21 protein-coding genes are annotated in these 23,565 nt (G+C 74.1%); 12 read left to right on the forward strand and 9 right to left on the reverse strand.

Annotation, left to right across the window (positions count from 1 at the left end; genetic code table 11):
* Window position 1: 1 nt before the first annotated feature.
* From hemL to BLT52_RS00200, 3 genes are read right to left on the reverse strand one after another with little or no spacing between them, the layout of a single operon-like run.
* A complete protein-coding gene (hemL, locus tag BLT52_RS00190) occupies window positions 2–1,378 on the reverse strand; it encodes a glutamate-1-semialdehyde 2,1-aminomutase (protein ID WP_090589492.1) in 1,377 nt (458 codons plus the stop codon).
* The gene (gene hemB, locus BLT52_RS00195; RefSeq protein WP_090589495.1) at window positions 1,375–2,361 is read right to left on the reverse strand and encodes a porphobilinogen synthase; all 987 of its coding nucleotides are present in this window, start codon (window positions 2,359–2,361) and stop codon (window positions 1,375–1,377) included. The genes hemL and hemB overlap by 4 nt, the downstream gene beginning before the upstream one ends.
* A gap of 58 nt (window positions 2,362–2,419) precedes the next feature.
* On the reverse strand, window positions 2,420–3,034 hold the full coding sequence (locus BLT52_RS00200; RefSeq protein ID WP_197679131.1) for a TetR/AcrR family transcriptional regulator: 615 nt from the start codon (window positions 3,032–3,034) through the stop codon (window positions 2,420–2,422).
* A 73-nt stretch (window positions 3,035–3,107) separates the two neighbouring features.
* On the opposite strand from BLT52_RS00200, the gene BLT52_RS00205 reads away from it, so the two are divergent.
* Window positions 3,108–3,929 (forward strand): SDR family NAD(P)-dependent oxidoreductase, encoded by an 822-nt coding sequence (locus BLT52_RS00205; protein ID WP_090589496.1) that lies wholly within the window; start codon window positions 3,108–3,110, stop codon window positions 3,927–3,929.
* A gap of 170 nt (window positions 3,930–4,099) precedes the next feature.
* Window positions 4,100–5,029: a DUF559 domain-containing protein gene (locus tag BLT52_RS00210; RefSeq protein WP_090589499.1), complete on the forward strand. Its 930-nt coding sequence runs from the start codon at window positions 4,100–4,102 to the stop codon at window positions 5,027–5,029.
* A 148-nt stretch (window positions 5,030–5,177) separates the two neighbouring features.
* On the opposite strand, the gene BLT52_RS00215 is transcribed toward BLT52_RS00210, so the two are convergent.
* The 5 genes from BLT52_RS00215 to BLT52_RS00235 all read right to left on the reverse strand — a co-directional run bounded on the left by BLT52_RS00215 (window position 5,178) and on the right by BLT52_RS00235 (window position 10,796).
* The gene (locus BLT52_RS00215; RefSeq protein WP_090589500.1) at window positions 5,178–6,860 is read right to left on the reverse strand and encodes a bifunctional uroporphyrinogen-III C-methyltransferase/uroporphyrinogen-III synthase; all 1,683 of its coding nucleotides are present in this window, start codon (window positions 6,858–6,860) and stop codon (window positions 5,178–5,180) included.
* Between the two features lie 60 nt (window positions 6,861–6,920).
* On the reverse strand, window positions 6,921–7,949 hold the full coding sequence (hemC, locus tag BLT52_RS00220; protein WP_197679132.1) for a hydroxymethylbilane synthase: 1,029 nt from the start codon (window positions 7,947–7,949) through the stop codon (window positions 6,921–6,923).
* On the reverse strand, window positions 7,946–9,238 hold the full coding sequence (locus tag BLT52_RS00225) for a glutamyl-tRNA reductase (RefSeq protein ID WP_090589503.1): 1,293 nt from the start codon (window positions 9,236–9,238) through the stop codon (window positions 7,946–7,948). Before BLT52_RS00225 ends, hemC begins: the two co-directional genes overlap by 4 nt.
* Entirely contained in the window at window positions 9,235–10,104 is an 870-nt protein-coding gene (locus BLT52_RS00230; protein ID WP_231946427.1) for a redox-sensing transcriptional repressor Rex, read from the reverse strand. The genes BLT52_RS00225 and BLT52_RS00230 overlap by 4 nt, the downstream gene beginning before the upstream one ends.
* 410 nt (window positions 10,105–10,514) lie before the next feature.
* A complete protein-coding gene (locus BLT52_RS00235; protein WP_090589507.1) occupies window positions 10,515–10,796 on the reverse strand; it encodes a hypothetical protein in 282 nt (93 codons plus the stop codon).
* A 641-nt stretch (window positions 10,797–11,437) separates the two neighbouring features.
* On the opposite strand from BLT52_RS00235, the gene BLT52_RS00240 reads away from it, so the two are divergent.
* Both BLT52_RS00240 and BLT52_RS00245 read left to right on the forward strand, forming a co-directional pair.
* The gene (locus BLT52_RS00240; RefSeq protein WP_157676889.1) at window positions 11,438–12,769 is read left to right on the forward strand and encodes a sensor histidine kinase; all 1,332 of its coding nucleotides are present in this window, start codon (window positions 11,438–11,440) and stop codon (window positions 12,767–12,769) included.
* A complete protein-coding gene (locus tag BLT52_RS00245; RefSeq protein ID WP_090589511.1) occupies window positions 12,766–13,407 on the forward strand; it encodes a response regulator in 642 nt (213 codons plus the stop codon). Before BLT52_RS00240 ends, BLT52_RS00245 begins: the two co-directional genes overlap by 4 nt.
* Before the next feature lie 6 nt (window positions 13,408–13,413).
* On the opposite strand, the gene BLT52_RS00250 is transcribed toward BLT52_RS00245, so the two are convergent.
* On the reverse strand, window positions 13,414–14,169 hold the full coding sequence (locus tag BLT52_RS00250) for an SDR family oxidoreductase (RefSeq protein WP_090589513.1): 756 nt from the start codon (window positions 14,167–14,169) through the stop codon (window positions 13,414–13,416).
* A gap of 83 nt (window positions 14,170–14,252) precedes the next feature.
* Between BLT52_RS00250 and BLT52_RS00255 the strand changes: the two genes are divergently transcribed.
* The 8 genes from BLT52_RS00255 (at window position 14,253) to BLT52_RS00290 (ending at window position 23,486) form a co-directional block, all read left to right on the forward strand.
* On the forward strand, window positions 14,253–14,813 hold the full coding sequence (locus BLT52_RS00255; protein ID WP_090589515.1) for a TetR/AcrR family transcriptional regulator: 561 nt from the start codon (window positions 14,253–14,255) through the stop codon (window positions 14,811–14,813).
* A 253-nt stretch (window positions 14,814–15,066) separates the two neighbouring features.
* Complete coding sequence (locus BLT52_RS21800; protein WP_407922641.1) at window positions 15,067–15,138, forward strand: potassium-transporting ATPase subunit F; 72 nt, start codon at window positions 15,067–15,069, stop codon at window positions 15,136–15,138.
* Window positions 15,138–16,799 carry a potassium-transporting ATPase subunit KdpA gene (gene kdpA, locus BLT52_RS00265; RefSeq protein ID WP_090589519.1) on the forward strand — a complete coding sequence of 554 codons (1,662 nt, stop codon included), beginning with the start codon at window positions 15,138–15,140 and terminating at the stop codon, window positions 16,797–16,799. The genes BLT52_RS21800 and kdpA overlap by 1 nt, the downstream gene beginning before the upstream one ends.
* Entirely contained in the window at window positions 16,796–18,892 is a 2,097-nt protein-coding gene (kdpB, locus tag BLT52_RS00270; protein WP_090589522.1) for a potassium-transporting ATPase subunit KdpB, read from the forward strand. Before kdpA ends, kdpB begins: the two co-directional genes overlap by 4 nt.
* On the forward strand, window positions 18,889–19,479 hold the full coding sequence (kdpC, locus tag BLT52_RS00275) for a potassium-transporting ATPase subunit KdpC (protein ID WP_090589523.1): 591 nt from the start codon (window positions 18,889–18,891) through the stop codon (window positions 19,477–19,479). Before kdpB ends, kdpC begins: the two co-directional genes overlap by 4 nt.
* Window positions 19,480–19,516: 37 nt before the next feature.
* Entirely contained in the window at window positions 19,517–22,078 is a 2,562-nt protein-coding gene (locus BLT52_RS00280) for a DUF4118 domain-containing protein (protein ID WP_231946428.1), read from the forward strand.
* 14 nt (window positions 22,079–22,092) lie between these two features.
* Window positions 22,093–22,794: a response regulator gene (locus BLT52_RS00285; RefSeq protein ID WP_172804089.1), complete on the forward strand. Its 702-nt coding sequence runs from the start codon at window positions 22,093–22,095 to the stop codon at window positions 22,792–22,794.
* A gap of 5 nt (window positions 22,795–22,799) precedes the next feature.
* Complete coding sequence (locus BLT52_RS00290; protein ID WP_090589525.1) at window positions 22,800–23,486, forward strand: hypothetical protein; 687 nt, start codon at window positions 22,800–22,802, stop codon at window positions 23,484–23,486.
* The last annotated feature ends 79 nt before the right edge of the window (window positions 23,487–23,565 follow it).

Genomic DNA, 23,565 nt, shown 5'->3' on the forward strand with positions numbered 1-23,565 from the left:
CTCAGTGTCGTTCGGCGGACGCGACGGCGGCAGCGGCACGGGCGGCGGCCGGCAGCGTCTCGACGATACGCGACAGCGCCTCGTCGTCGTGGGCGGTGGACAGGAACCACGCCTCGTAGGCGCTGGGTGGGAGGTACACCCCGGCGTCCAGCATGGCGTGGAAGAAGGCGGCGTGGGCGGCGGTGTCCTGCCGCTGCGCGGTGGCGTAGTCAGGTACCTCGGTGACGTCGTCGGGGGTGAAGAAGACGCTGAACATGCTGCCGGCGCTCTGCACCACGTGCGGCAGGCCGGCGGCGGCGAAGGACTCGGCCACGGCGGTGCGGAGGACGTCGGCGGAGGCGTCCAGGGTGCGGTAGACCTCGTCGTCGAGCAGGCGCAGGGTGGTGCTGCCGGCGGCGCTGGCCACCGGGTTCCCCGAGAGGGTACCGGCCTGGTAGACCGAGCCGACCGGGGACAGCAGCTGCATCAGCTCCGCCCGTCCGCCGAAGGCCGCGGCCGGGAACCCGCCGCCCATCACCTTGCCGAAGGTCACCAGGTCGGGGACGACGCCGTCGAGGCCGTGCTGCCCGCTGCGGGTGACCCGGAAGCCGGTCATCACCTCGTCGGAGACGAAGAGCGCGCCGTGCTCGCGGCAGGTGCGGGCCAGGAAGGCGTTGAAGTGCTCGCCGTCCTCGGTACCGGGGACGATCACGCCCATGTTGCCGGGGGCGGCCTCGGTGACCAGGCAGGCGATCTGGTCCCCGTGCTCGGCGAAGGCGGCGGTGACGGCGGTCCGGTCGTTGTAGGGCAGCACGATGGTCTGGGCGGTGGTGGTGGCCGGGACGCCGGGGCTGGACGGGCTGGCGAGGGCCTCGGCGTCGCCCAGGGTGGCGACCCCGGAGCCGGCGGAGGCGAGCAGGGCGTCGACGTGGCCGTGGTAGCAGCCGGCGAACTTGACCACCAGGTCGCGGCCGGTGGCGGCGCGGGCCAGGCGGAGCACGGTCATGGTGGCCTCGGTGCCGCTGCTGACCAGCCGCACCTGCTCCACCGGGGTGCGCTCGACGATGGCCTCGGCCAGCTCGACCTCGGCCCGGGTGGGGGCGCCGTAGGAGGTGCCGCGGGCAGCCGCGTCGGTGACGGCGGCGATCACCTCGGGGTGGGCGTGGCCGAGGATCATCGGTCCCCAGGAGCAGACCAGGTCGACCAGGTCGTTGCCGTCGGCGTCGGTGAGGTGGGCGCCCTTGGCGGCGGCGATGAACCGGGGCGTGCCACCCACGGCGCGGAAGGCCCGGACCGGTGAGTTCACCCCGCCGGGGATGACCAGCTGGGCGCGCTCGAAGAGCTCGGCGGATCGGGCGTCGGACGTCACGGGTGGGCCTCCTGCGGTGGTGGTGCTCATGCGCGGTGCAGCCGCTGGGCGTACTCGAGCGCCCAGTAGGTGAGGACCACGTCGGCCCCGGCCCGGCGGATCGAGAGCAGGGTCTCGGTGATGGCCCGGTCGCGGTCGATCCAGCCCTGGGCGGCGGCGGCCTCGACCATGGCGTACTCGCCGGAGACGTTGTAGGCCGCGACCGGCACGTCGACGGTGCGCGCGGTCTCGGCGATCACGTCGAGGTAGCCCATCGCGGGCTTGACCATCACCATGTCCGCGCCCTGCTCGACGTCGAGGCGGACCTCCCGGAGGGACTCCCGGACGTTGGCGGGGTCCTGCTGGTAGGCCTTGCGGTCCCCGGTGAGGGAGGAGCCGACGGCCTCCCGGAAGGGTCCGTAGAAGGCGGAGGCGTACTTGGCGGCGTAGGCCATCACCACGGTGTCGGTGTGCCCGCGGGCGTCCAGCTCGGCGCGGATGACGGCGACCTGGCCGTCCATCATGCCGCTGGGGGCGACCACGTGGGCGCCGCGCTCGGCGTGCATGGCCGCCATCTCGGCGTAGACGTCGACGGTGGCGTCGTTGTCGACCGAGCCGTCGGCGGCGAGCAGCCCGCAGTGCCCGTGGTCGGTGAACTCGTCCAGGCAGACGTCGCTCATCACCAGCAGGTCCTCACCCACCTCGGCCCGGACCGCCTCGATGGCCACGTTGAGGATGCCGTCCTCGGCCAGCGCACCGGAGCCGGTGGCGTCCTGGCGCTCGGGCACCCCGAAGAGCATGATCCCCGCCAGACCGGCCTCGGCGGCCTCGGTGGCGGTGGCGCGGAGGGTGTCCAGGGTGTGCTGGACGACGCCGGGCATGGAGCTGATCGGCCGCGGCTCGGTGGCCCCCTCGGCGACGAAGGCCGGGAGCACCAGCTGGCGCGGCGCGACCGTCGTCTCGGCCACCATCGCGCGCACGACGGGGGTCCGTCGGAGCCGGCGCGGACGCACCACGGGTCGGTTGGGGGTCACCGTCCCAACCTACGTGGGACGCCCCGCCCGACCCCAATCCACGTGACCGGCGCCACGCTCAGGTGGCGCGACCACCGGCCCGCGGTCGGACGGCGTCCAGGGCGGCGTCGAAGTAGCTCCGCAGCGGCCGGGCGCCCCCGTCCTGGCACCACGCCTCCCCGGCCAGGTCCAGGCAGGTGACGACGCACCCCACGACGGCCTTGGCGCGCAGCGTGGCGCCGGGGCCGCCGCCGAGACGTCGTTCCACCTCGGGCACCAGGTCCTCGTACCAGCGGAGGTGCTTCTCGATGGTCCGGGCACGCAGGGACGGCGTCCCGTACACCATCGTCGCGGTCGCCAGCACCCGCTCCTCGTCAGCCACCTCCCCCTCCACGGCGACCAGCGCACCGCGCAGAGCCGTCCACACGTCGTCGTCCTCGGGCTGGCGCTCCAGCGCGGCCCGCAGCACGGCTCCCTCGCCGACGAGGGCGCCGAGCACGACGTCCTCCTTGGTGCCGAAGTAGCGGAAGAACGAGCGGCGGGAGATCCCGGCCGCGGCGACGACCTCCTCGATGGTGGTCTGCTCGAAGCCCTTGGCGAGGAACAGGTCCATCGCGACGGTGGTGATCTCGGCGTGGACGCGCTGGCGGGACCGGGCCCACAGCCCCGGCGGTGCGTCCTCGGTCGGTGTCACGCCACCACCCTAGCGGCGAACGACGTCGGGTGCCGTAGTGCCACTTGGTGCCAAACTGGCATACAGTTGCACCATGACGACGTCAGCAGCACCTCTCGACTACGCACGACAGACCGTCCTGGTGACCGGCGCGAGCGCCGGCCTCGGGGCCGAGTTCGCCCGGCAGCTGGCCGCCCGGGGCAGCGACCTGGTGCTCGTGGCCCGGCGCGCGGACCGCCTCCAGGCCCTGGCCACCCAGCTGCAGGAGCAGCACGGCACCACGGTGGCGGCGGTCCCGATGGACCTGGCCGCACCCGACGTCGCCCGGCGGCTGCAGACCGAGCTCGCCCGCCGGCAGGTCGAGGTCACCAGCGTGGTCAACAACGCCGGCTTCGCCAGCACGGGGCTCTTCCACGAGACCGAGCTCGCCGATCTCAGCGCCGAGGTCGCCGTCGACGTCACCAGCGTGGTCGAGATCAGCCACGCGTTCATGCCGCGGCTGCGCGAGCGCGGAGACGGCTTCCTCCTCAACGTCGCCAGCATGGCGGCCTACCAGGCGGACCCCCGGATGGCGGTCTACGGGGCGAGCAAGGCCTTCGTGCTCAGCCTGACCGAGGCCCTCTGGTACGAGGCGCGCGGCACCGGGCTCCGGGTCCTCGCCCTGTCACCGGGGGCGACCGAGACGGAGTTCTTCGACGTGGCCGGCGACGGTGCCGACGGCGGGACCCGGCGGATGCCCGCCGACGCCGTGGTGGCCACGGCGCTGACGGCGCTGGAGCGGCGGAACCCCCCGCCGAGCGTCATCGCCGGGCGGGGCAACCGGGTCGCCTCGCTGCTGGCGCGGGTGGTCGGCCGGCGCCGGGCCACCGAGCTGATCGGCGGGATGATGGCGCGTTCGGCGGCCACCGGTCGCTGACGACCCGTCCCGGTCCCCGACCCCGGACGCTCGCGAGTGCGGCCATCTCGTCGGGTGCTGCGCTGGCAGGCGACCATCCGGGCGCACTCGCGTCACCGACAGCCAGCCAGAGGGCGGACCGGGTGTGCACAACCCGTCCGGAGGGGGTCGTCGGGGCTGAGGATCGACATGTGCACCCGGAGCCTCTGCCTGAGCCCCTCGAGGGACGCGGCTTCACCACCGCCCACGCCCGCACGGTCGGGGTGTCGGCGGAGCGGCTCCGCCGATCCGACCTCCAGCACCCGTTCCACGGTCTGCACGCCCCGGCGGCCCACGAGATGTCGGCGAGGGACCTCATCGCGCTGCGGTCGCTCTCCGTGCCGGACGGTCACTGGTTCAGCCACACCAGCGCCGCCGTGCTGCACGGCCTCTGGCTGCCCGAGCGGCTCACCGCCGACCCGACCGTCCACCTCAGCTGCGTGGATCCTTCGCGCCGGCGAGCAGGTCGCGGCACCCAGGGGCACGCCGTCCGCCCGGGCACCGACGTGGTCCAGAGGGTTCGCGGTCTGCCGGTGCAGAGCCCGGCGGACGTCTGGGCGAGCCTGGCCGGGGAGCTGGACGCGCTCGAGCGGGTCCAGCTGGGCGACTCGCTCCTCCGCCGACAGCACCCTCACAGTCGGCTCGAGGACCTGCGGGGCGCCTGTGAGCGTCGCAGGGGTCGACGCCACAGCAGGGCCCTGGTTGCGGCCCTCGAGGACGTCCGAGCAGGGACCGACTCGGTCAAGGAGACCGAGCTCCGGCTGCTGCTCACCTCCTGGGGCTTCCCGGAGCCGCAGGTGAACCTCCCGATCGTGGACGCAGCGGGCGACCTCGTCGCCATCGGTGACCTGGTCTGGGAGGAGTACCGGGTGGTGTGCGAGTACGACGGTGATCAGCACCGCACCGACCGGCGCCAGTACGAGCGGGACCTCGATCGCCTCGAGCACCTCGGCTGGGAGGGGTGGCGGGTGGTGCGTGCGCAGCAACGCCACCTCCGGGCCGAGCGGCACACCCTGAGACGCCGGGTCGCCCGGGCCCTCCTGGCCGGCGGCTACCGCCCGGACCTCACCCGCCGGGCGTGACTCCACCCGCCGCCCCGCTGCCCGCCCGCCGAGCGCGCGCGAGTGCGACCGGATCGTCGCCCGGAGCTCGTGACGGCGACGATCTGACCGCACTCGACGTCGGGTCGAGGCCTGGGGCCGGGGCCGGGACCGGGGGCGAGGCGGGGGGTCAGCGGCGGCGCGGGGCCTTCTGCTGCGAGGGCTTGACCACGGTCTCCCCCTTGGCCAGCAGCTCGTCGCGACGGATCGCGGCGAAGCTGGCCAGGGCGTCGGCCAGGGCCACCACCGACGGCTTGGACGCCATCACGTCGACCCGCAGCCCGTGCTCCTCGCAGGTGCGCGCGGTGGCCGGCCCGATCACCGCGACCACGGTGGAGGGGTGCGGCTTGCCCGCGATGCCCACCAGGTTCCGCACCGTGGAGGACGAGGTGAACACGGCGGCGTCGAAGGACCCCGTCTTGATCGCCTCACGGGTGGCGGCTGGCGGCGGGGCGGCCCGGACGGTCCGGTAGGCGGTGACGTCCTCGACCTCCCAGCCCAGCGCGGTCAGGCCCGCGGAGAGGGTCTCGGTGGCGATGTCGGCCCGCGGCAGGAAGACCCGGTTGATCGGGTCCAGCACCTCGTCGTAGGGCGGGAACTCCGCCACCAGGCCGGTGGAGGACTGGTCGGTGGTCGGCACCAGGTCGGGCTCGATCCCCCAGGACTGCAGGGCGGCGGCGGTCACCTGACCCACGGCGGCCACCTTCAGCCCGGAGAAGGCGCGGGCGTCCAGGCCGTACTGCTCGAACTTCTCCCGGACGGCCTTGACCGCGTTCACCGAGGTGAAGGCGACCCACTCGAATCGGCCCTCGACCAGACCGCGAACGGCCTTGTCCATCTGCTGCGGGCTGCGCGGCGGCTCCACGGAGATGGTGGGGACCTCGTCGCTGTGGGCGCCGTAGCTGCGCAGCCGGGCGGTCATCGGGCCGGCCTGGTCCTTGGTGCGGGGCACCAGCACCCGCCAGCCGAACAGCGGCTTGGTCTCGTACCAGCTCAGGTCCTCGCGGTGCTCGACCACCGGGCCGACCATGACGTGCACCGGGGACTCGGGGTCGACGTCGGCCTCGGCCACCTTGCGGGCCAGCTCGGCCAGCGTGGTGATCACGCTGTTCTGGTCGGTGCTGCCGCCACCGAGGGTGACCAGCACCGGGTCCTCCGGCGGACGTCCGCAGCCGATCGCGGCGGCGGCGACGTCGGCCACCATGCCCGCCCGGGTGCTCACCACCAGGGTTCCGGTGCTGGCCCACTGCGAGGAGCTGGTCTTGGTGATGCGACCGTCCATCGCGGAGACGAAGTGGGTGCCGGCGGCGTGGTTCAGCGCCACGCCGGCGTACTCGGGGACGGCGGTCAGCGCCGAGACGCCCGGCACCACCTCGAAGTCGATCCCGCCCTTGACGCAGGCGGCGGCCTCGTCGGCGACGCCGCCGTCGAGGAAGGGGTCCCCCAGCACGAGGCGGACGACGCGCCCGCCGGCGGCGGCCACCTTGAGCACCTGCTTGGCGCGGGCCGACGGCGCCAGCGCCTTGCCGTTCTCACGGGTGCCGATCACCACCGGCTCCACGCCCTCGGCGGTGCTCACGGCGGGGTGGTCGAAGATGTCGCGCAGGTTGTCGCTGTCCAGCAGGACCGCGTCGGCGTCGGCGATCGCGGAGACCGCGCCGAGGGTCAGCAGGTCGGGGTCACCGGGGCCGGTGCCGACGAAGATGACCCGGCCGCGGGCGTCCGGGACGGGGGGCGTACGGTGCTGGGGTACGGAGTCCGCGGACGCACCGGCGGACTCGGTGGTGGGCGGGTTGACCTGGGCGGTGCTCATGGAACTCGCTCTTTCCTCCACCCGCCTCGACGGTGGGGTGGCAGTGGTCTGACGGTGCCGTCACCGGCGCAGGTCGTCGCCCAGCCGGGCCAGTGCCTGCTCCGCGAGCTCGGTGCCGATGCGTCGGGCCTCCTGCGCCGGACCGGCGCCTCGCACCCGGAGCAGCTCTGGACCCGACCGATCGTCGACGTCGCTCCCTATGGTTCTCCCAATTACGGCGTCCAGAGTCAAATTCTGCGGCTGAGAAGTTGCTGAGGCACCCGCTGCGGGAGCCGACAACGAAGCGAGCACGCCGACGGGCGCCAGGCAACCTGCCTCGAGTGTGGCCAGGAACGTCCGCTCGGCCACCACCCGGGCCCGGGTCTCCGGGTCGTCCAGACGGTCCACCAGGTGCAGCCGGTCGTGCCCGCCGTCGACGGCCACCTCGACCGCGAGGGCGCCCTGACCGGCGGCGGGGAGCAGGACGTCGGTGCCCACCAGCTCGGCCGGCACGCTCCCCTCCCCCGCCACCACCCGGCACGCCCCGTCGGGCTGCTCGTGCACCAGGCGGCCCAGCCGGCGCAGACCGGCCGCGGCCAGCAGGGTGGCGTCCAGCTCACCCCCGGAGACGTGCCCGATGCGGGTGTCGACGTTGCCGCGGACGGGGACGACCTCGAGGGCCACGTCGTGGTCGGCGGCCCACTGCCGCAGCTGGGAGGCCCGGCGCGGGGACCCGGTGCCGACCCGGACGGGACGCCCGGACCGCGCCCGCTCCGACAGCTCCGCGAGCCCGGCCCCGACGACCACGTCGCGGACGTCCTCGCGCACCGGCACGGCAGCCACCCGCAGCCCGTCCTCGTCGGCGGTCGGCAGGTCCTTGAGGGAGTGCACGGCCACGTCGATCGTCCCGCGCACCAACCCGGAGCGGACCGCGCCGACGAAGACGCCGGTGCCACCGATCTGGGTCAGCTCGCGCTGGTCCACGTCACCGGCGGTGGTGACGCCGACGAACTGGCAGTCGACACCGAGGGCCTCCAGCCGGGCGGCCACCCAGTCCGCCTGGGTGCGGGCCAGCGGGGACGTCCGGGCGCCGATCCGCAGTGCGGTCACCCCGCCGCCCCGACGCCCCGCGGGACGTCCCCGAGCCGGGACACGGCGCTGACCTGCACCGGGTCGAGCGCGAAGAGCTCGCGCAGGGCGTCGGCGTAGTCGGTGGCGCCCTCGGTGGCGGCGTGGGCCTGGAGGCGGACGGTCGGCTGGTGCAGGATCTTGTCGACGACCCGGCGGACGGTGCGCTCCACCTCGTGCAGCTGCTCCGCACCCAGGTCGGGGACCTTGCCGGTGAGCCGGGCCATCTCGGCGCTGACCACCTCGGCGGCCATGGTGCGCAGGGCGACCACGGTCGGGGTGACGGTGGCCGCGCGCCGGGCCCCGAGGAAGTCCGAGACCTCCCCGGCCACCAGCTCGGTCGCCGCCTGCACCTCGTCGACGGTGGCGGTGTCGACCTGGCCGGCGCGCAGCGTCTCCAGGTTCACCAGGGTGAGGAGGTCACCGACGCGGGGGTCGACGTCGGCCGGCATGGCCAGGTCGACCACGGCCCGCAGCGGCGTCACCGACACCTGCTCGGGGACCACCACGTACCCGGGGGCCCCGACGCAGCTGACCAGCACGTCGGCCCCGGCCAGGGCCCGGTCCAGCTCCTCCAGCGGGAAGGCCCGCCCCTCGACCTGGTCGGCCAGCCGCTGGGCCTTGCTCAGCGTGCGGTTCACGACGACCACGCCCGCCCCCTCGGCGGCCACGGTGTGGGCGGCCAGGGAGGCGATCGAGCCGGCGCCCAGCACGACCACGGTGCGCCCGGCCAGCGGCAGCCCCTGACCGCTCAGGGCGTCGACGGCCGCGCTGACCAGGGATCGCCCGGCCGAGCCCACCGACGTCTCGTGCTGGACCCGCTTGCCGACCCGCAGCGCCTGCTGGAAGAGGCTGTTCAGCGCCGAGCCGACGGTGCCGGCCTGCTGGCTGGCGGTCAGCGCCTGACGCACCTGGCCGAGGATCTGGCTCTCGCCGACCACCATCGAGTCCAGCCCGGCGGCCACGGTGAAGAGGTGCCCGACGGCCGCCTCGTCGTAGTACACGCGGCAGATCTGCTGCAGCTCCGCACCGCTGAGGGAGGAGCCGGCGGAGAGCTCGGCGACCACGGCCTCGAGGCCGGCGTGGAAGCGTCCGACCTGGACGTAGACCTCGGTGCGGTTGCAGGTGGAGAGGACCACGACCTCCTCCACCTGCTCGTGGGCGGTCAGCGCGTGCGCCATCTTGACGACTCCCGCCGTGTCGAGCGCCAGCGCGTTGAGCGCATCGACACCCGCCCCGTGGTGGGACGCGCTGACGACCAGGATGCTCACTGGAGGACCTCTTCCCTGCGGCCCGGAGGGGCCTCGATGCTGGACGCGACCGAGTCGTCGGTGGGCACGTCGGAGTGGTGGTGACCGTCGTGGACGGGGTCACCGGGCTGCTGCGGGGAGCCGTCGGTGCCACCCAGGTCAACACCTGCGGAGGGGTCGGCTGTTCCCTCCGGGCGGACCGCGTGCTGCTGGTGGTAGGCCAGGATCTGCAGCTCCTGACCGAGGTCGACCGTGCGCACCACGACCCCCTCGGGGACCTGCAGCACGGTGGGGGCGAAGTTGAGGATGCTGGTCACCCCGGCGGCCACCAGCCGGTCGCAGACCGACTGGGCCGGCTCGGCCGGGGTGGTGATGATGCCGACCACCGGCTGGGCCTCGCGGACGGCCTCGGCCAGGCCCGCGTCGCCGGTGATGGTGAGCTCCTCGGGGTCGTTGCCCTCCAGCCGGACGCGCTGGCCGATCAGCACGTCGGAGGCGTCGACCAGGGCCGCCACCCGGAACCCGCGCCCGGCGTAGCCGGAGTAGCTGGCCAGCGCGGTGCCGAGGTTGCCCATCCCGACGATCACCACCGACCACTGCAGGGTCGAGCCGATCTGGGCGCCGATCTTGGTGCGCAGGATGGCGACGTCGTAGCCGACCCCGCGGGTGCCGTAGGAGCCGAGGTGGCTGAGGTCCTTGCGGAGCTGGGCGGGGTTCACCCCGGAGGCGTCGGCCAGCTCGCCGCTGCTGACCGTGGCCAGGCCGTGCTCGGCGAAGCCGGAGAGGGCACGGAGGTACAGCGGCAGCCGCGCGATCGTGGCGTCGGGGATCGTCCGGTGGGCCCGCGACGTCGGCGCGGTCGCATCGGAGTGCTGAACCCCAGCCACGCGCCTCCCTCGGGTGCCGTCGGCCTCCACCCACGACGGGCGGGGCCGCTCCGACTCACTGTAGGAGATGGTCTGTGGCCGACAAAGTAAGGCGAACCTGCTTGTTCGGCGCGGGCTTCCCCGGCGCCCCGGACGCCGTCCGGGCCACCCGCCCGCGGGCGGGGTGGTCGGCGCCACCATCCGTGACGCCGACCACCCGCTGGTTCGGTGCGGCGACGGGCGCCGCCACCGTCCTCGCCCTCACGACCACCCGGCGGGCGCGTGGGCGTCGATGCAGCCGGTCCGCCCGCAGCAGAACGGGCGGCGCGCGGCTGTCGTCGCGAGGGAGGAGATCTGTGTGTCGGGACGAGGGCCGGCCTCGTCACCGGGGCGCGCCTCCCCGCAGGTGGTCGGCGGGGAGGCGCTGCGGGTCAGGAGTCGTAGCGCTCGCGGCTGCCGGACTTGGCCAGGCCGCGGCTGATCAGGTAGCCGATGGTCAGCAGGGTGACGAAGAACCAGGCGCGCTCCACGCCGAAGCCCTGACCGTCGTCACCGTTGTCGGTCACCGCGGCGGCGATCAGCACGGCCACGGAGACGAGGACGTAGAAGATGAACTCGGTGGTCTTGAAGGCGGCCTTGGTCTCGGTGGTCTGCCGGCGGGGCCGGTCGTTGCCGAGGTTCAGCTCGCTGCGCGGGGTGGTGGGGTTGCTCATGGGATCTCCCTGGGTAGACCGCGTCGTGTCGCCGCGGTGGTGGCGGAGCCGGTTCCCGACTTCTTCGCCTGACTCCCCCGCTGCTGGTGGCAGCAGGGCTTCTTCATCGAAGGTGACAGAGGCGATCTGCCGCGTCGACTGGACCATCGGGCCCGGTGGAGCGGGCATGTCTGGTCCTCTGGGTCGTTCCCGGCAGCTCGGTCCGATGGTCCTAGGACCCGTGTCGGTCCCGCCCCTTCCCGCGAGCCGCCTGGACGCCCGCAGCGGCGGGGCGTGCAGCCCGCGGACCCCCGTCCGGCGCCTCCCGGGCGTGGGCTCACCGACGTCCGGGGAGTCCTAGGACCACTGGTCGGGTGCCCGGGTCCGCGCCTCCACCGCTGTCCGCGCAGCACCGTGACGGGGCGGTGGGGGTCCTAGACTCCCCGGTGGACGGAGGCCATCGTGCTCATCTCAGAGACGCCTGCTCGACACCGATCTGCGCCCCGATGACGACCGACGCCGAGGGGGGCGACCCGCACCCGACCGCTCCCGCGTCCCCGACGGCGGGACGACGTGGACTCCCCCAGCCACCCGGTCGGCGCCCTCGTCGTGCGCTCGGTGGTCGGCACGAGTGGTTGGGCCGCGGCTCCATCGCCCGTCTGATGGTGGTGTACATGCTGGTGGCCCTGGGCGCCTTCGTGCTGTGCGGGGTCGGCCTGGCCCTGGCCCAGCGGCACGCCGCCCTGGAGGAGGCCGTGCGTGACGCGGAGGTCACCACGACGCTGCTCGCCTCACGGGTCGTGCAGCCCGCGCTCCCCCGCACCCCGCTGGACCCGGCCGAGGTCGACCCGGCGTTCGACCAGGTCGTGCGCGAGCGGGTGCTGGCCGCACCGATCACCCAGGTGCGGGTCCTCGACGAGGACGGGCTGGTGGTCTACGCCACCGACAGCTCCGTGGTCGGCCAGCAGGAGCCGCTGACCCCGGCCCAGCTCGACGCCCTGCGCAACGGCACCACCGTCGCCACCGCCGTCGGCGACGAGGGCCCCGACCCCACCCGTCTCCTCGGCGACCGGGAGGGTCAGTCGCTCGACGTCGGCGTCGGCGTGCGGTCGCCGTCGGACCAGGCGCTGCTGGTGCAGACGCGGCAGCCGTACGAGGCGGTGTGGCTGACGAGCCGGACGGTCTGGTTGTCCCTCCTGCCCAGCTTCGTGCTGGCCCTGACCCTGCTCTACCTGGCCAAGATCGGGTTCGCCTACCGCCTGACCCGCAGCCTGTACGGGGTCCAGGCCGAGCGGGAGCAGCTGCTGGTCACCGCGCTCGCGGCGGCCGACCGGGAGCGCACACTGATCGCCTCCGACCTGCACGACGGGGTGGTCCAGGGACTGGCCGGCGCCAGCTGGACCCTCACCGACGTGGCGAACCGCACCCGGTCCGGAGGACAGCCGGAGGTGGCCGACACCATCGCCGAGACCGCCCGCAGCCTGCGCCAGTGGGTGCGGGAGCTGCGCAGCCTGATCGTCACCGTGACCCCGCCGGCGCTGCACAGCGAGGGGCTGCGAGCCACCCTGACCGACCTCACCGCCACGCTCGACGCCCGCGAGATCACCGTCGAGCTGGACGTGCAGGTGAGCGACACGCTGAGCGAGACCACCGAGTCGCTGGTGTACCGGGTCGCGCAGGAGGCGATCCGCAACGTCATCCGGCACGCGCACGCCTCGCGGGTCCAGCTGCTGGTGACGCAGGACGACGGGTGGCTCCGGCTCACGCTCACCGACGACGGGCAGGGCTTCGACGCCACGGCGGTGTCGGCGCGCCGACGCGGCAGCGTGGGTCTCACGCTGCTGGCCGCCCTGGTGCAGCAACGGGGCGGCACGTTGCGGGTGGAGTCCGCCGTCGGCGACGGCACCACGGTCACCCTCGTCCTCCCCGAGCAGGGCGCACCCGACCCGGACGTCACGGGCGGGGAACGGGCGAGGGCCGGGGCGCTGCGGTGATCCGGGTCCTGATCGTCGACGACCACCCGCTGGTCCGCCGCGGGCTGGCCGGCGTGCTCGACAGCGCCCCCGACGTCGAGCTCGTCGGGGCGGTGGCCGACGGGGCCCTGGCTGCTGACGCGGCAGCCGACGGGCGGGCCGACATCGTGCTGATGGACCTCTCGATGCCCGGCATGGACGGCGTCGAGGCCACCGGTGAGGTGCTGGCCCGTTGCCCGGACACCCGTGTCGTCGTGCTCACCTCCTTCGCCGAGCAGGCGCGGGTCCTGGCCGCGCTGGACGCCGGTGCGGTCGGCTACCTGCTCAAGGACTCCGAACCCGAGGACCTGCTCCAGGCCATCCGCGAGGCCGCCGCCGGACACGCCCCCATCTCGCCCCGGGCGGCGCTGGCCCTGCTGCCCGCACGCGGGCCGAGCCGGCCCCGGCGGGGGGAGGACCTCAGCCCGCGGGAACGAGAGGTCCTCGCGCTGGTCGCCGTCGGGCTGCCCAACAAGAGCATCGCCCGACGGCTGCAGCTGAGCGAGAAGACCGTCAAGGCCCACCTCACCCGCATCTTCGCGACCCTGGGCGTCTACGACCGGACGTCCGCCGCGCTCTGGGCCCAGCGCAACGGCCTGCTCGAGGAGGAGAACAGGTAGGGGTCCTCAGCCCTGCACGGTGGGCGCGACGACCAGGCTGCTGATCTCCACGTCGTCGGGCTGCTCGATCGCGAAGGCGACGGTCCGGGCCACCGCCTCGGCGGAGATCCCCATCCGGCTCATGCTCACCCGGGTCTGCTCCCGCAGCTCCTCGGGCATGGAGTCGGCCAGGTCGGTCCGGACGAAGCCGGGCGAGATGGTGGTGGTCCGCAGCACCCCGTCGGTGGACTCCGCCCGCAGGCCCTCCATGAACGTCCGCACCGCGTTCTTGGTGGCCGAGTAGACCGCCAGCGTCGGGGTGACGCCGATCGTCCCGGCGAGGGAGGCGATGGTGACGACGTGGCCCCGGCCCTGGTCGCGGAACACCGGGAGCGCGGCGGCCACGCCGTTCAGCACGCCGACGAGGTTGACCTGCACCATGGCCGCCCAGCCCTCGGTGTCGAGGTCCTGCACCGGGCCGATCGGGGCCACCCCGGCGTTGTTGACGATCGCGTCCAGCCGGCCGTGCTGCTCGACCGTCTGGGCGACCAGGTGCTGGACGTCGGCCAGCCGGGTGACGTCCACGCGTCCGGAGGTGGCCCGGCCGCCGTCGTCGCGGAGGGAGGCGGCGACCGCCTCCACCGCCTCGGCCCGCCGGCCGGCGAGCACGACCGTCGCGCCGCGCCGGGACAGCAGGCGGGCGGTGGCGGCGCCGATCCCGCTGCCGGCGCCGGTCACCACGACGACCTTGCCGGCGACGCCTTCGGTGGGGGGTGTGCTCATGGGAGTCCTCTCGCTACAGTCGGACAGGTGTCCGTTTCATCGAGACTAAGTGGACACCTGTCCGTTTGTCCACAGGAGGTGCCGTGAGCCCGTCGACCCCGCGCGCGGACGCGGTGCGCAGCCGCGCCCGGATCCTGGCCTCCGCCCGCGAGCTGGTCGACGCCCCGGGTGGGTTGCGGCTCAGCGCCGTGGGCCGTGCTGCCGGCGTCGGCCAGGCGACGGTCTACCGTCACTTCCCCACCGTCGAGGCGCTGCTGACCGAGCTGTACCGGGTCGAGGTCGGGGAGCTGGCCGACGCGGCGCACGACCTGCTGGGACGCCACCCGGCCCTGGAGGCCCTGCGGCTCTGGCTGACCCACCTGACCCGCTACGCCCGCACCAAGCGCGGCGTGCTGGCCGCTCTCGGTGGGAGCCTGGCCGAACCGGTCGCCGGGGAGACGGCGGCCCTCGTCCGGGAGGCCGTCGACGCCCTGCTGACCGCCGGCCAGGCCGACGGCTCGCTGCGGGCCGACGTGGACGCGGTGGACGTGATCGCGATGATCGGGTTCCTCTCGCGGGTGGGTGAGCCCGAGGTCGCCGACCGGGCCGAGCACCTGCTGGTGCTGGTGCTCGACGGGCTGCGGACCCGCCCGCAGGGCGGCTGAGAGAGCCCGCACCCCCTGCCACGGCCGTCCAGCGCCGCCAGGAGTCGACGTCCCGCCGAGGGTCAAAGGGGCGTCAAGGTCTCCTCCGAGTCGTCAAGGCGGCGTCAAGGACGTCGGCGGGAGGCTGCCGCGGCGTTGTGATGGCGGACGTGCCTGATCTCGTGCTGGTCCTCGTCCTGGTGGGGTTCTTCGCCCTGCTCGCCCTCGCGTCCCGCCGACTGGGGAGGGGTGAGCGGTCGTGATCGTGGACGTCGTGGCCGGCGTGCTCGCGATGGCCCTGATCGGCTACCTGCTGCACGCCCTCACCCACCCGGAGCGGTACTGATGGGCGCCACCACCGCGGGGCTGCTGCAGCTGCTGCTCCTGGTCGGGCTGCTCGCCGTCACCACGCCGCTGCTGGCCGGCTGGCTGCACGCCGTGGCCACCAGCCGGCGCCACCTGGCCGTCGAGCGGGTGGTCTACCGCCTCGGCGGGATCGACCCCGACCGGGAGCAGGGCTGGCGGCAGTACCTGCTGGCCGTTCTCGGCTTCTCCCTGGCCGGGGTGCTGCTGCTGTACCTGATGCTGCGGTTGCAGGGCGTGCTGCCGCTGAGCCTCGGACGTCCCGGGTTCGAGCCGACCGGCGCCTTCAACACCGCCATCAGCTTCGTCACCAACACGAACTGGCAGTGGTACTCCGGTGACTCCGCGATGGGGCACCTGGCCCAGATGGCCGGGCTGACGGTGCAGAACTTCGTCTCCGCCGCCACCGGCATCGCGGTCGCCTTCGCGCTGGTCCGCGGGCTGGCGCGCGCCGGGACCACCGACCTTGGCAGCTTCTGGGTGGACCTGGTCCGGATCACCGGACGGGTGCTGCTGCCGCTGAGCCTGCTGGTCGCGGTGCTGATGGTGCTCGGCGGCGTGATCCAGAACCTGGACGGCCCCCGCGTGGTGGAGACGCTGGCCGGCGGCACCCAGTCCGTCCCCGGCGGACCGGTGGCCAGCCAGGAGGCGATCAAGCAGCTGGGCACCAACGGCGGCGGCTTCTTCAACGCCAACTCCGCCCACCCCTTCGAGAACCCCGACGCGGGCACCAACCTGCTGGCCAGCTGGGCGATGCTCGCCATCCCCTTCGCGATGCCGCTGGTCTTCGGCCGGATGGTCGGCCAGCGACGCCAGGGGGTCGCCGTGCTGGTCGTGATGGCCGTGCTGTGGCTGCTGTCGGTGCTCGCGGTCGTCGCCGCCGAGGTGACCGGCCGGGGCGCGGCGCCCGAGCTGGCCGGTGCGGCGATGGAGGGCAAGGAGGTGCGCTTCGGTGAGTGGGCCTCGGCGGTCTTCGCCGCCTCCACCACCGGGACGTCCACCGGTGCGGTCAACTCGATGCACGACTCCCTCACCGCCGCCGGCGGCGGGGTGGCCCTGCTCAACATGGTGCTCGGCGAGGTCTCGCCGGGCGGGGTCGGCTCGGGGCTGTACTCGATGCTGCTGGTGGCCGTCCTGACCGTCTTCCTGTCCGGCCTGATGGTCGGCCGGACCCCGGAGTACCTGGGCAAGAAGATCGGTGGTGGCGAGATCACCCTGGTCGCGCTGGTGCTGCTGGTGATGCCGGCCACGCTGCTGGCCGGCGCGGCGCTCTCGGTCAGCCTGGCCACCGGTCGGGAGTCCCTGGCCGGTGAGGGGCCGCACGCCCTGAGCCAGGTGCTCTACGCCTGGGCGTCCGCGTCGAACAACAACGGCTCCGCCTTCGCCAGCCTGTCCGCCGGCACGCCGTTCCTCACCGTCGGGCAGGGGCTGGCCATGCTGGTCGGCCGCTTCGTCCCGATGGTGCTGGTGATCGCCCTGGCCGGGCGGCTCGCCGCCCAGCGCACCGTGCCCGCGAGCAGCGGCACCATCCCCACCTCCGGCCCGGTGTTCGTGTCGCTGATGACCTTCGTGGTCGTCGTCGTCGCCGGGCTCACCTTCTTCCCGTCCCTCGCCCTGGGACCGATCGCGGAGGCACTCCAGTGACCACGTCCACCACCTCCCTCCCGACCCGCCCGGCGTCCCCGGCACCGGCGCCGACCCCGGCGTCCGGGCCCAGCACCGCCGAGCTGGTCCGGTCCGCCGTCCCGGCCTCGTTCCGCCGCCTCGACCCGCGCCACCTGGTGCGCCAGCCGGTGATCTTCGTGGTCTGGGTCGGGTCCGTCCTCGCCACGGTGCTGGCCGCGCTCGACCCGTCGCTGTTCAGCATCTCGCTGGTGGTCTGGCTCTGGCTCACCGTGCTCTTCGCCAACCTCGCCGAGGCCGTCGCGGAGGGCCGCGGACGGGCCCAGGCCGCCAGCCTGCGGGCCACCCGCACCACCACCGGGGCCCGGCGCCTGGACGCCGACGGCACCGAGACCTCCGTGCCCAGCAGCGAGCTCCGCCCCGGCGACCTCGTGGTGGTCGAGGCCGGCCAGACCGTCCCCGGCGACGGCGACGTGGTCGAGGGCGTGGCCAGCGTGGACGAGTCCGCCATCACCGGCGAGTCCGCCCCGGTGATCCGGGAGTCCGGCGGTGACCGCAGCGCCGTCACCGGAGGCACCACCGTGCTCTCGGACCGGATCGTGGTCCGGATCGGCTCCGCGCCCGGGGAGTCCTTCCTGGACCGGATGATCGCCATGGTCGAGGGCGCGGACCGGCGTCGCACCCCCAACGAGGTGGCCCTCACGGTGCTGCTGTCGGCGCTGACCATCATCTTCCTGATGGCGGTGGTGACGCTGCAGCCGTTCGCCGTCTTCTCCGGGGCGACCCAGCCCGTGCTGGTGCTGGTGGCGCTGCTGGTCTGCCTGATCCCCACCACCATCGGGGCGCTGCTCTCGGCCATCGGCATCGCCGGGATGGACCGGCTGGTGCGACGCAACGTGCTGGCGCTGTCCGGGCGCGCGGTGGAGGCCGCCGGTGACGTCGGGGTGCTGCTGCTGGACAAGACCGGCACCATCACCTACGGCAACCGGCGGGCCACCGACCTGCACGCGGCCCCCGGGGTGGACCCGGCCGAGCTGGCCGAGGCCACCCGGCTGGCGTCGCTGGCCGACGAGACGCCCGAGGGCCGCTCGGTGGTCGAGCTCGTCGACGAGCGCTTCCCGACCTCCGCGGAGTCCGTCCCCGACGCCGTCGCGGCCGGCACCCCGGTGCCCTTCACCGCCGGGACGCGGATGAGCGGGGTCGACCTGGGTGCCCGGCAGATCCGCAAGGGCGCGGCCAGCAGCTGCGCGGCCTGGGTGGTCGAGCACGGGGGGGAGGTGCCGGCTGCGGTGACCGACGCCGTCGACGCCGTCTCCGCCCGCGGCGGCACCCCGCTGGTGGTGGCCGAGTGGGACGCCGAGCGCGGCTGCCCTGCCTGCTGCCTGGGCGTGGTCGAGCTGACCGACGTCGTGAAGGAGGGCATCCGGGCGCGTTTCGAGGCGCTCCGGGCGATGGGCATCCGCACGGTGATGATCACCGGTGACAACCCGCGCACCGCCCGCCACATCGCCGAGGAGGCCGGGGTCGACGACTTCCTGGCCGAGGCCAAGCCCGAGGACAAGGTCGCGCTGATCGTCGCGGAGCAGCAGAAGGGCGCCCTGGTGGCGATGGCCGGCGACGGCACCAACGACGCCCCCGCCCTGGCCAGGGCCGACGTCGGCGTGGCCATGAACACCGGGACGTCGGCGGCCAAGGAGGCCGGCAACATGGTCGACCTGGACTCCGACCCCACGAAGCTGATCGAGATCGTGGAGATCGGCAAGCAGCTGCTGATGACCCGGGGCGCGCTGACCACCTTCTCGGTGGCCAACGACGTGGCCAAGTACTTCGCGCTGGTCCCGGCCATGTTCGCCGTCGCCTTCCCCCAGCTCGCCGTCCTCGACGTGCTGCGGCTCGGGTCCCCGGAGTCGGCCATCCTCTCCGCGGTCGTCTTCAACGCGCTGGTGATCGTCGCGCTCGTCCCGCTGGCCCTGCGCGGGGTCCGCTACCGGCCGGCCTCGGCCAGCGCCCTGCTCCGTCGCAACGCGCTGGTCTACGGCGTCGGCGGGCTGGTCGCCCCGTTCATCGGCATCAAGGTCATCGACCTCGTCGTCTCCCTCTTCCCAGGAATGTGAGCACCACCGTGAACGCCCTCCTCCGTTCGTCCCTGGCCGGTCTGCGGCTGCTCGTCGTGCTGACGCTGCTGCTCGGTCTCGCCTACCCCCTGCTGGTCCTCGGCGTGGGCCGCCTGCTGGCCCCAGAGCGGGCCGTCGGCTCGCTGGTGGAGGTCGACGGCCGGGTCGTCGGCTCGGAGCTGCTGGGCCAGCCGTTCGACGGCCCGGGCTGGTTCTGGGGACGTCCGTCCGCCGCCGGTGACGGCTACGACGGCCTCGCCTCGTCCGGCAGCAACGCCGGGCCGAACGACGCCGACCTGGTGGCGGACATCGCCGGACGGCAGGCCACCCTGGCCGGGGCCAGCGGCGTCTCCCCCGCCGACGTCCCCGCCGACGCGGTGACCGCCTCGGCCAGCGGGCTGGATCCCGACGTCTCGCCGGAGTGGGCCGAGCTGCAGGTGCCGCGGGTGGCGGCCGAGCGCGGGCTGGGCGAGGCGCAGGTCCGTGCGGTGGTGGCCGACGCCACCCGGGGGCGGCCGCTCGGCGTCCTCGGCGAGCCGCGGGTGAACGTCCTGCTCGCCAACGCCGGGCTGGAGCGGCTCGGGTGATTCACTGGCCACCGGGCACGGCGAGCGGAGGAGCACCGTGACGGCGACGGCGGGTCCCCGCAGCCCACGCGACCTGGGTCGTCTGCGGGGTGAGCTGCGGGTGCTGCTCGGAGCGGCCCCCGGGGTGGGCAAGACCTACGCCATGCTCGACGAGGGGCACCGCCGCGCCGCCCGCGGCACCGACGTGGTGGTGGCGGTGGTGGAGACCCACGGCCGGCGCCGGACCGCGGAGCGGCTGGAGGGGCTGGAGGTGGTCCCCCGCCGCAGCGTCGAGCACCGCGGGACGGTGCTGGAGGAGATGGACGTCGACGCCGTGCTGGCCCGCCGACCGCAGGTGGCCCTGGTCGACGAGCTGGCCCACACCAACGCGCCCGGCTCGCGCCACCGGCGGCGCTGCGGCGACGTGGAGGAGCTGCTGGCCGCGGGGATCAGCGTGATCACCACGGTCAACGTCCAGCACCTGGAGTCCCTCAACGACGTGGTGGCCTCGATCACCGGGGTCCGTCAGCAGGAGACCGTGCCGGACTCGGTGGTGCGGGCCGCGGACCAGGTGGAGCTGGTCGACATGGCGCCGGAGGCGCTGCGCCGGCGGCTGCTGCACGGCAACGTCTACCCGCCCGAGCGGGTGGAGGCGACGCTGTCGAGCTACTTCCGCCCCGGCAACCTGGCCGCGCTGCGCGAGCTGGCCCTGCTGTGGGTCGCGGACCGGGTGGACGCCGCCCTGGCCCTCTACCGCGACGAGCACGCCATCGCGGCGAGCTGGCCGACCCGGGACCGGGTGGTGGTGGCGCTGTCGGGTGGCCCGGAGGGTGCGGACCTGGTGCGGCGCGGCGCGCGGATCGCGGGGAAGGGCGCTGGGGGTGAGCTGCACGCGGTCTTCGTGGCCCGCAGCGACGGTCTGGTCGAGCGCGACCCGCGGGCGCTGGCCGAGCAGCGTCGGCTGGTGGAGGACCTCGACGGCAGCTTCCACACCCTGACCGGAGAGGACCCGGCCGAGGCGGTGCTCGACTACGCCCGATCGGTCAACGCCACCACGGTGGTGGTCGGGCAAAGCCGGCGCAGCCGCTGGCAGAGCCTGCTGCGGGCCCCGGTGAGCCAGCGGATCGTGGCCGGCTCGGGCGACATCGACTGCCACCTGGTCACCCACCGCTGGGCCGGACGCGGCCAGCGCACCGTGCCGGTGCCCCTCAGCCTCCCCCGCCGGGTGGTGGCCTACGTGCTGGCCGTCGTGCTGCCGGTGGCGCTGACCGCCCTGTTCGCACTCACCCCGGGCTGGACCGAGCACGAGGTGCCGCTGCTCACCCAGCTGGCCGCCACGGTGCTGGTGGCCCTGGTGGGCGGGTTGCTGCCGGCGGTGCTGGCGGCGGTGGTCGGGAACCTGCTGGTGAACTTCTGGCTGGTCGAGCCCCGGCTGAGCCTGACCGTCGCCGACTCCCGGGACGTCCTCTCGCTGCTGGTGTTCCTGCTGGTGGGGCTGGCGGTGTCCTCGGTGGTGCAGGCGGCGGCGCGGCGCACCCGGGAGGCCGCGGCGGCCCGGGCCGAGGCCGACACCCTGCTGGCGCTGACCCGGCACGGGCTGGCCACCGACGCCTCGGTGGCCTCGCTGCTGGAGCAGGTGCGCGACACCTTCAGCCAGCACCGCGTCGAGCTGCGGGTGCGCGACGTGCCCACCGCGCCGTGGCGGGTCGAGCACGCAGTCGGCGAGGAGGTGGGAGCGGGTGGGCCGGACGGGCAGGACCGGCCGGACCGGCCGGACACCGAGCTGCCGTTGGACGACCTCTCCGGTTTCGCCCTCTACGGACGCGGACTGACCGCGTCCGAGCAGCGGGTGCTGACCGCCTTCGGGATCCAGGCCGTGGTGCGGATGGAGCGTCGGGAGCTGGCCGAGACGGCGGCCCAGGCCGACACGCTGGCCGCCCGCAGCGCCTTCCAGACCGCACTGCTGGCCGCGGTCAGCCACGACCTGCGCACGCCGCTGGCCGCGATCAAGACGGGGCTGTCCGGGCTGGTGGACGAGGACGTCGAGCTCGACCCGGCGACGCGGCGTGAGCTGCTGCTGGTGGTGCAGCGCAGCGCGGAACGGCTCGAGCGGCTGGTGGCGAACCTGCTCGACATGACCCGGATCCAGATGACCTCACCGGCCCCCGAGCTGGACGCGGTGCTGGTGGACGAGGTGGTCCGCGCGGCGGTGCACGCGCTCCCGCACGTGGCCGGTCGGGTGGAGCTGGCACGGTCGGAGCTGCTGGTGCGCACCGATCCCGGGCTGGTCGAGCGGGTGGTGGCCAACGTGGTCGACAACGCGGTGCGCCATCAGCCCGAGGGGTCGCCGGTGGAGGTGCGCTACGAGGCGGACGGGGACCGGGTGCGGGTGCTGGTGGTCGACCGCGGACCGGGGATCAGCCGGGAGCGCCGCGAGCAGGTGTTCCAGCCCTTCCAGCGTCTCGGCGACCGGCCGGCGCGGGCCGGGGTGCCCGAGGGGCTGGGTCTGGGGCTGGCCGTGGCCAGCGGGTTCGCCGCTAGCGTGGGGGCCACCCTGACGCCCACGGACACGCCAGGCGGAGGACTGACCATGGTGATCGACCTGCCGGCGGCCCGGTGACGCCGGAGCAGCCGGTGCACGTGCTGGTGGTGGACGACGACCCGGCGCTGGCCAGGGCGATGAAGATCAACCTGGAGGCGCGCGGCTACCGGGTCACCACCACCCCCGACGCCGCCTCGGCGCTGAGGGCCGTGACCGAGCTGGACGTCGACCTGGTGCTGCTCGACCTCGGGCTGCCCGACCGCGACGGGCTCGACGTCGTGGTGGGGGTCCGTGGCTGGTCGCAGGTGCCGATCGTGGTGCTCTCGGCCCGGCATACCACCGACGACAAGGTCGAGGCCCTGGACGCCGGCGCTGACGACTACGTCACCAAGCCCTTCGAGATGCACGAGCTGCTGGCCAGGATCCGGGCGGCGCTGCGGCACTCGGCCAGCGAGCCGACCAGTCCCGTGGTCGAGGTGGGTGAGCTGGTGGTGGACCTGCGCCGCAGCACGGTGACGCGGGCGGGCGAGGTGGTGCGGCTGACCCCGAAGGAGTGGGCGCTGCTGGAGGTGCTGGCCCGGCGTCCCGGTGAGCTGGTGACCCAGGCCGAGCTGCTGGCTGAGGTGTGGGGTCCGGGCTACGAGCGGGAGACGCACTACCTGCGGGTCTACCTGGCCACCCTGCGGCGCAAGCTGGAGCGTGAGCCGGCCCACCCGCGCCACCTCCTGACCGAGCCCGGACGCGGGTACCGGCTGGCCCTCGACCCGCCTCGTCCTGAGCCGGGAGCAGGCTGACGGGCGTGGGGTGGAGCGTCTGGCTGCCGGAGGAGGCGCTGGACCCTGCCTACGACCCCTACCTCAACCGGATCGCTCTGGTCGAGGACGCAGGGACGTCCACCGGCTACCTGGTCACCTACGCCCAGCGGGTGAGCGCGTTCCGCGGGTTCCGTCGCTGGCGTCCCTGCTCGCAGGTCGTCGAGGACTTCATGGGTTGGCACGTCCCGCACGAGGGACGCGCCGACGAGGTCCTCGGGCTGGAGCCCGAGGACCTGCGTCGTGGTCGGATGGGGACCAGCCGGCTCCGGTGGCTGGAGGGCGAGGAGCGGACCCTGTGGTGGGGGCGCTACCTACGGGAGTGGGGGCCGGAGGAGCCGAGCGGGCAGGTCCGCCAGCTGGGGGTGGACGGCGACCGCTTCGTCCTGGTGATCGAGACCGGTGGACACGTCCACGTCTCCACCTCCCTGGACACAGGTCTCCCGAGTCTCGATTCCGAGCACGTCGTCGCTGCTTTCCACGACGACGGGGAGGTGCTTGCCGTGGTTCCTGGTGCGGAGTCCCTGTGGCTCACACTCAGACCCACTGGCCAGCAGGACCTGCCCGGACTGCAGCACCTGCTGGCGACCGCCCTCGGTCCGGTCAGCCTCGCCGACCAACCCCGCGCCTACGCCGCCACGCTGCACCGACAGGAACGACGTGCGGCCCGGTGACACTGCCGGGAGATGTCCCGCCTCGCCGCCTCGCCGCCTCGCCGCTGGACAGGGCTTGCCGGGAGTGCCACCCGGGTCG

Origin of the sequence: Auraticoccus monumenti (assembly GCF_900101785.1) — a bacterium.
Taxonomy (GTDB): domain Bacteria; phylum Actinomycetota; class Actinomycetes; order Propionibacteriales; family Propionibacteriaceae; genus Auraticoccus; species Auraticoccus monumenti.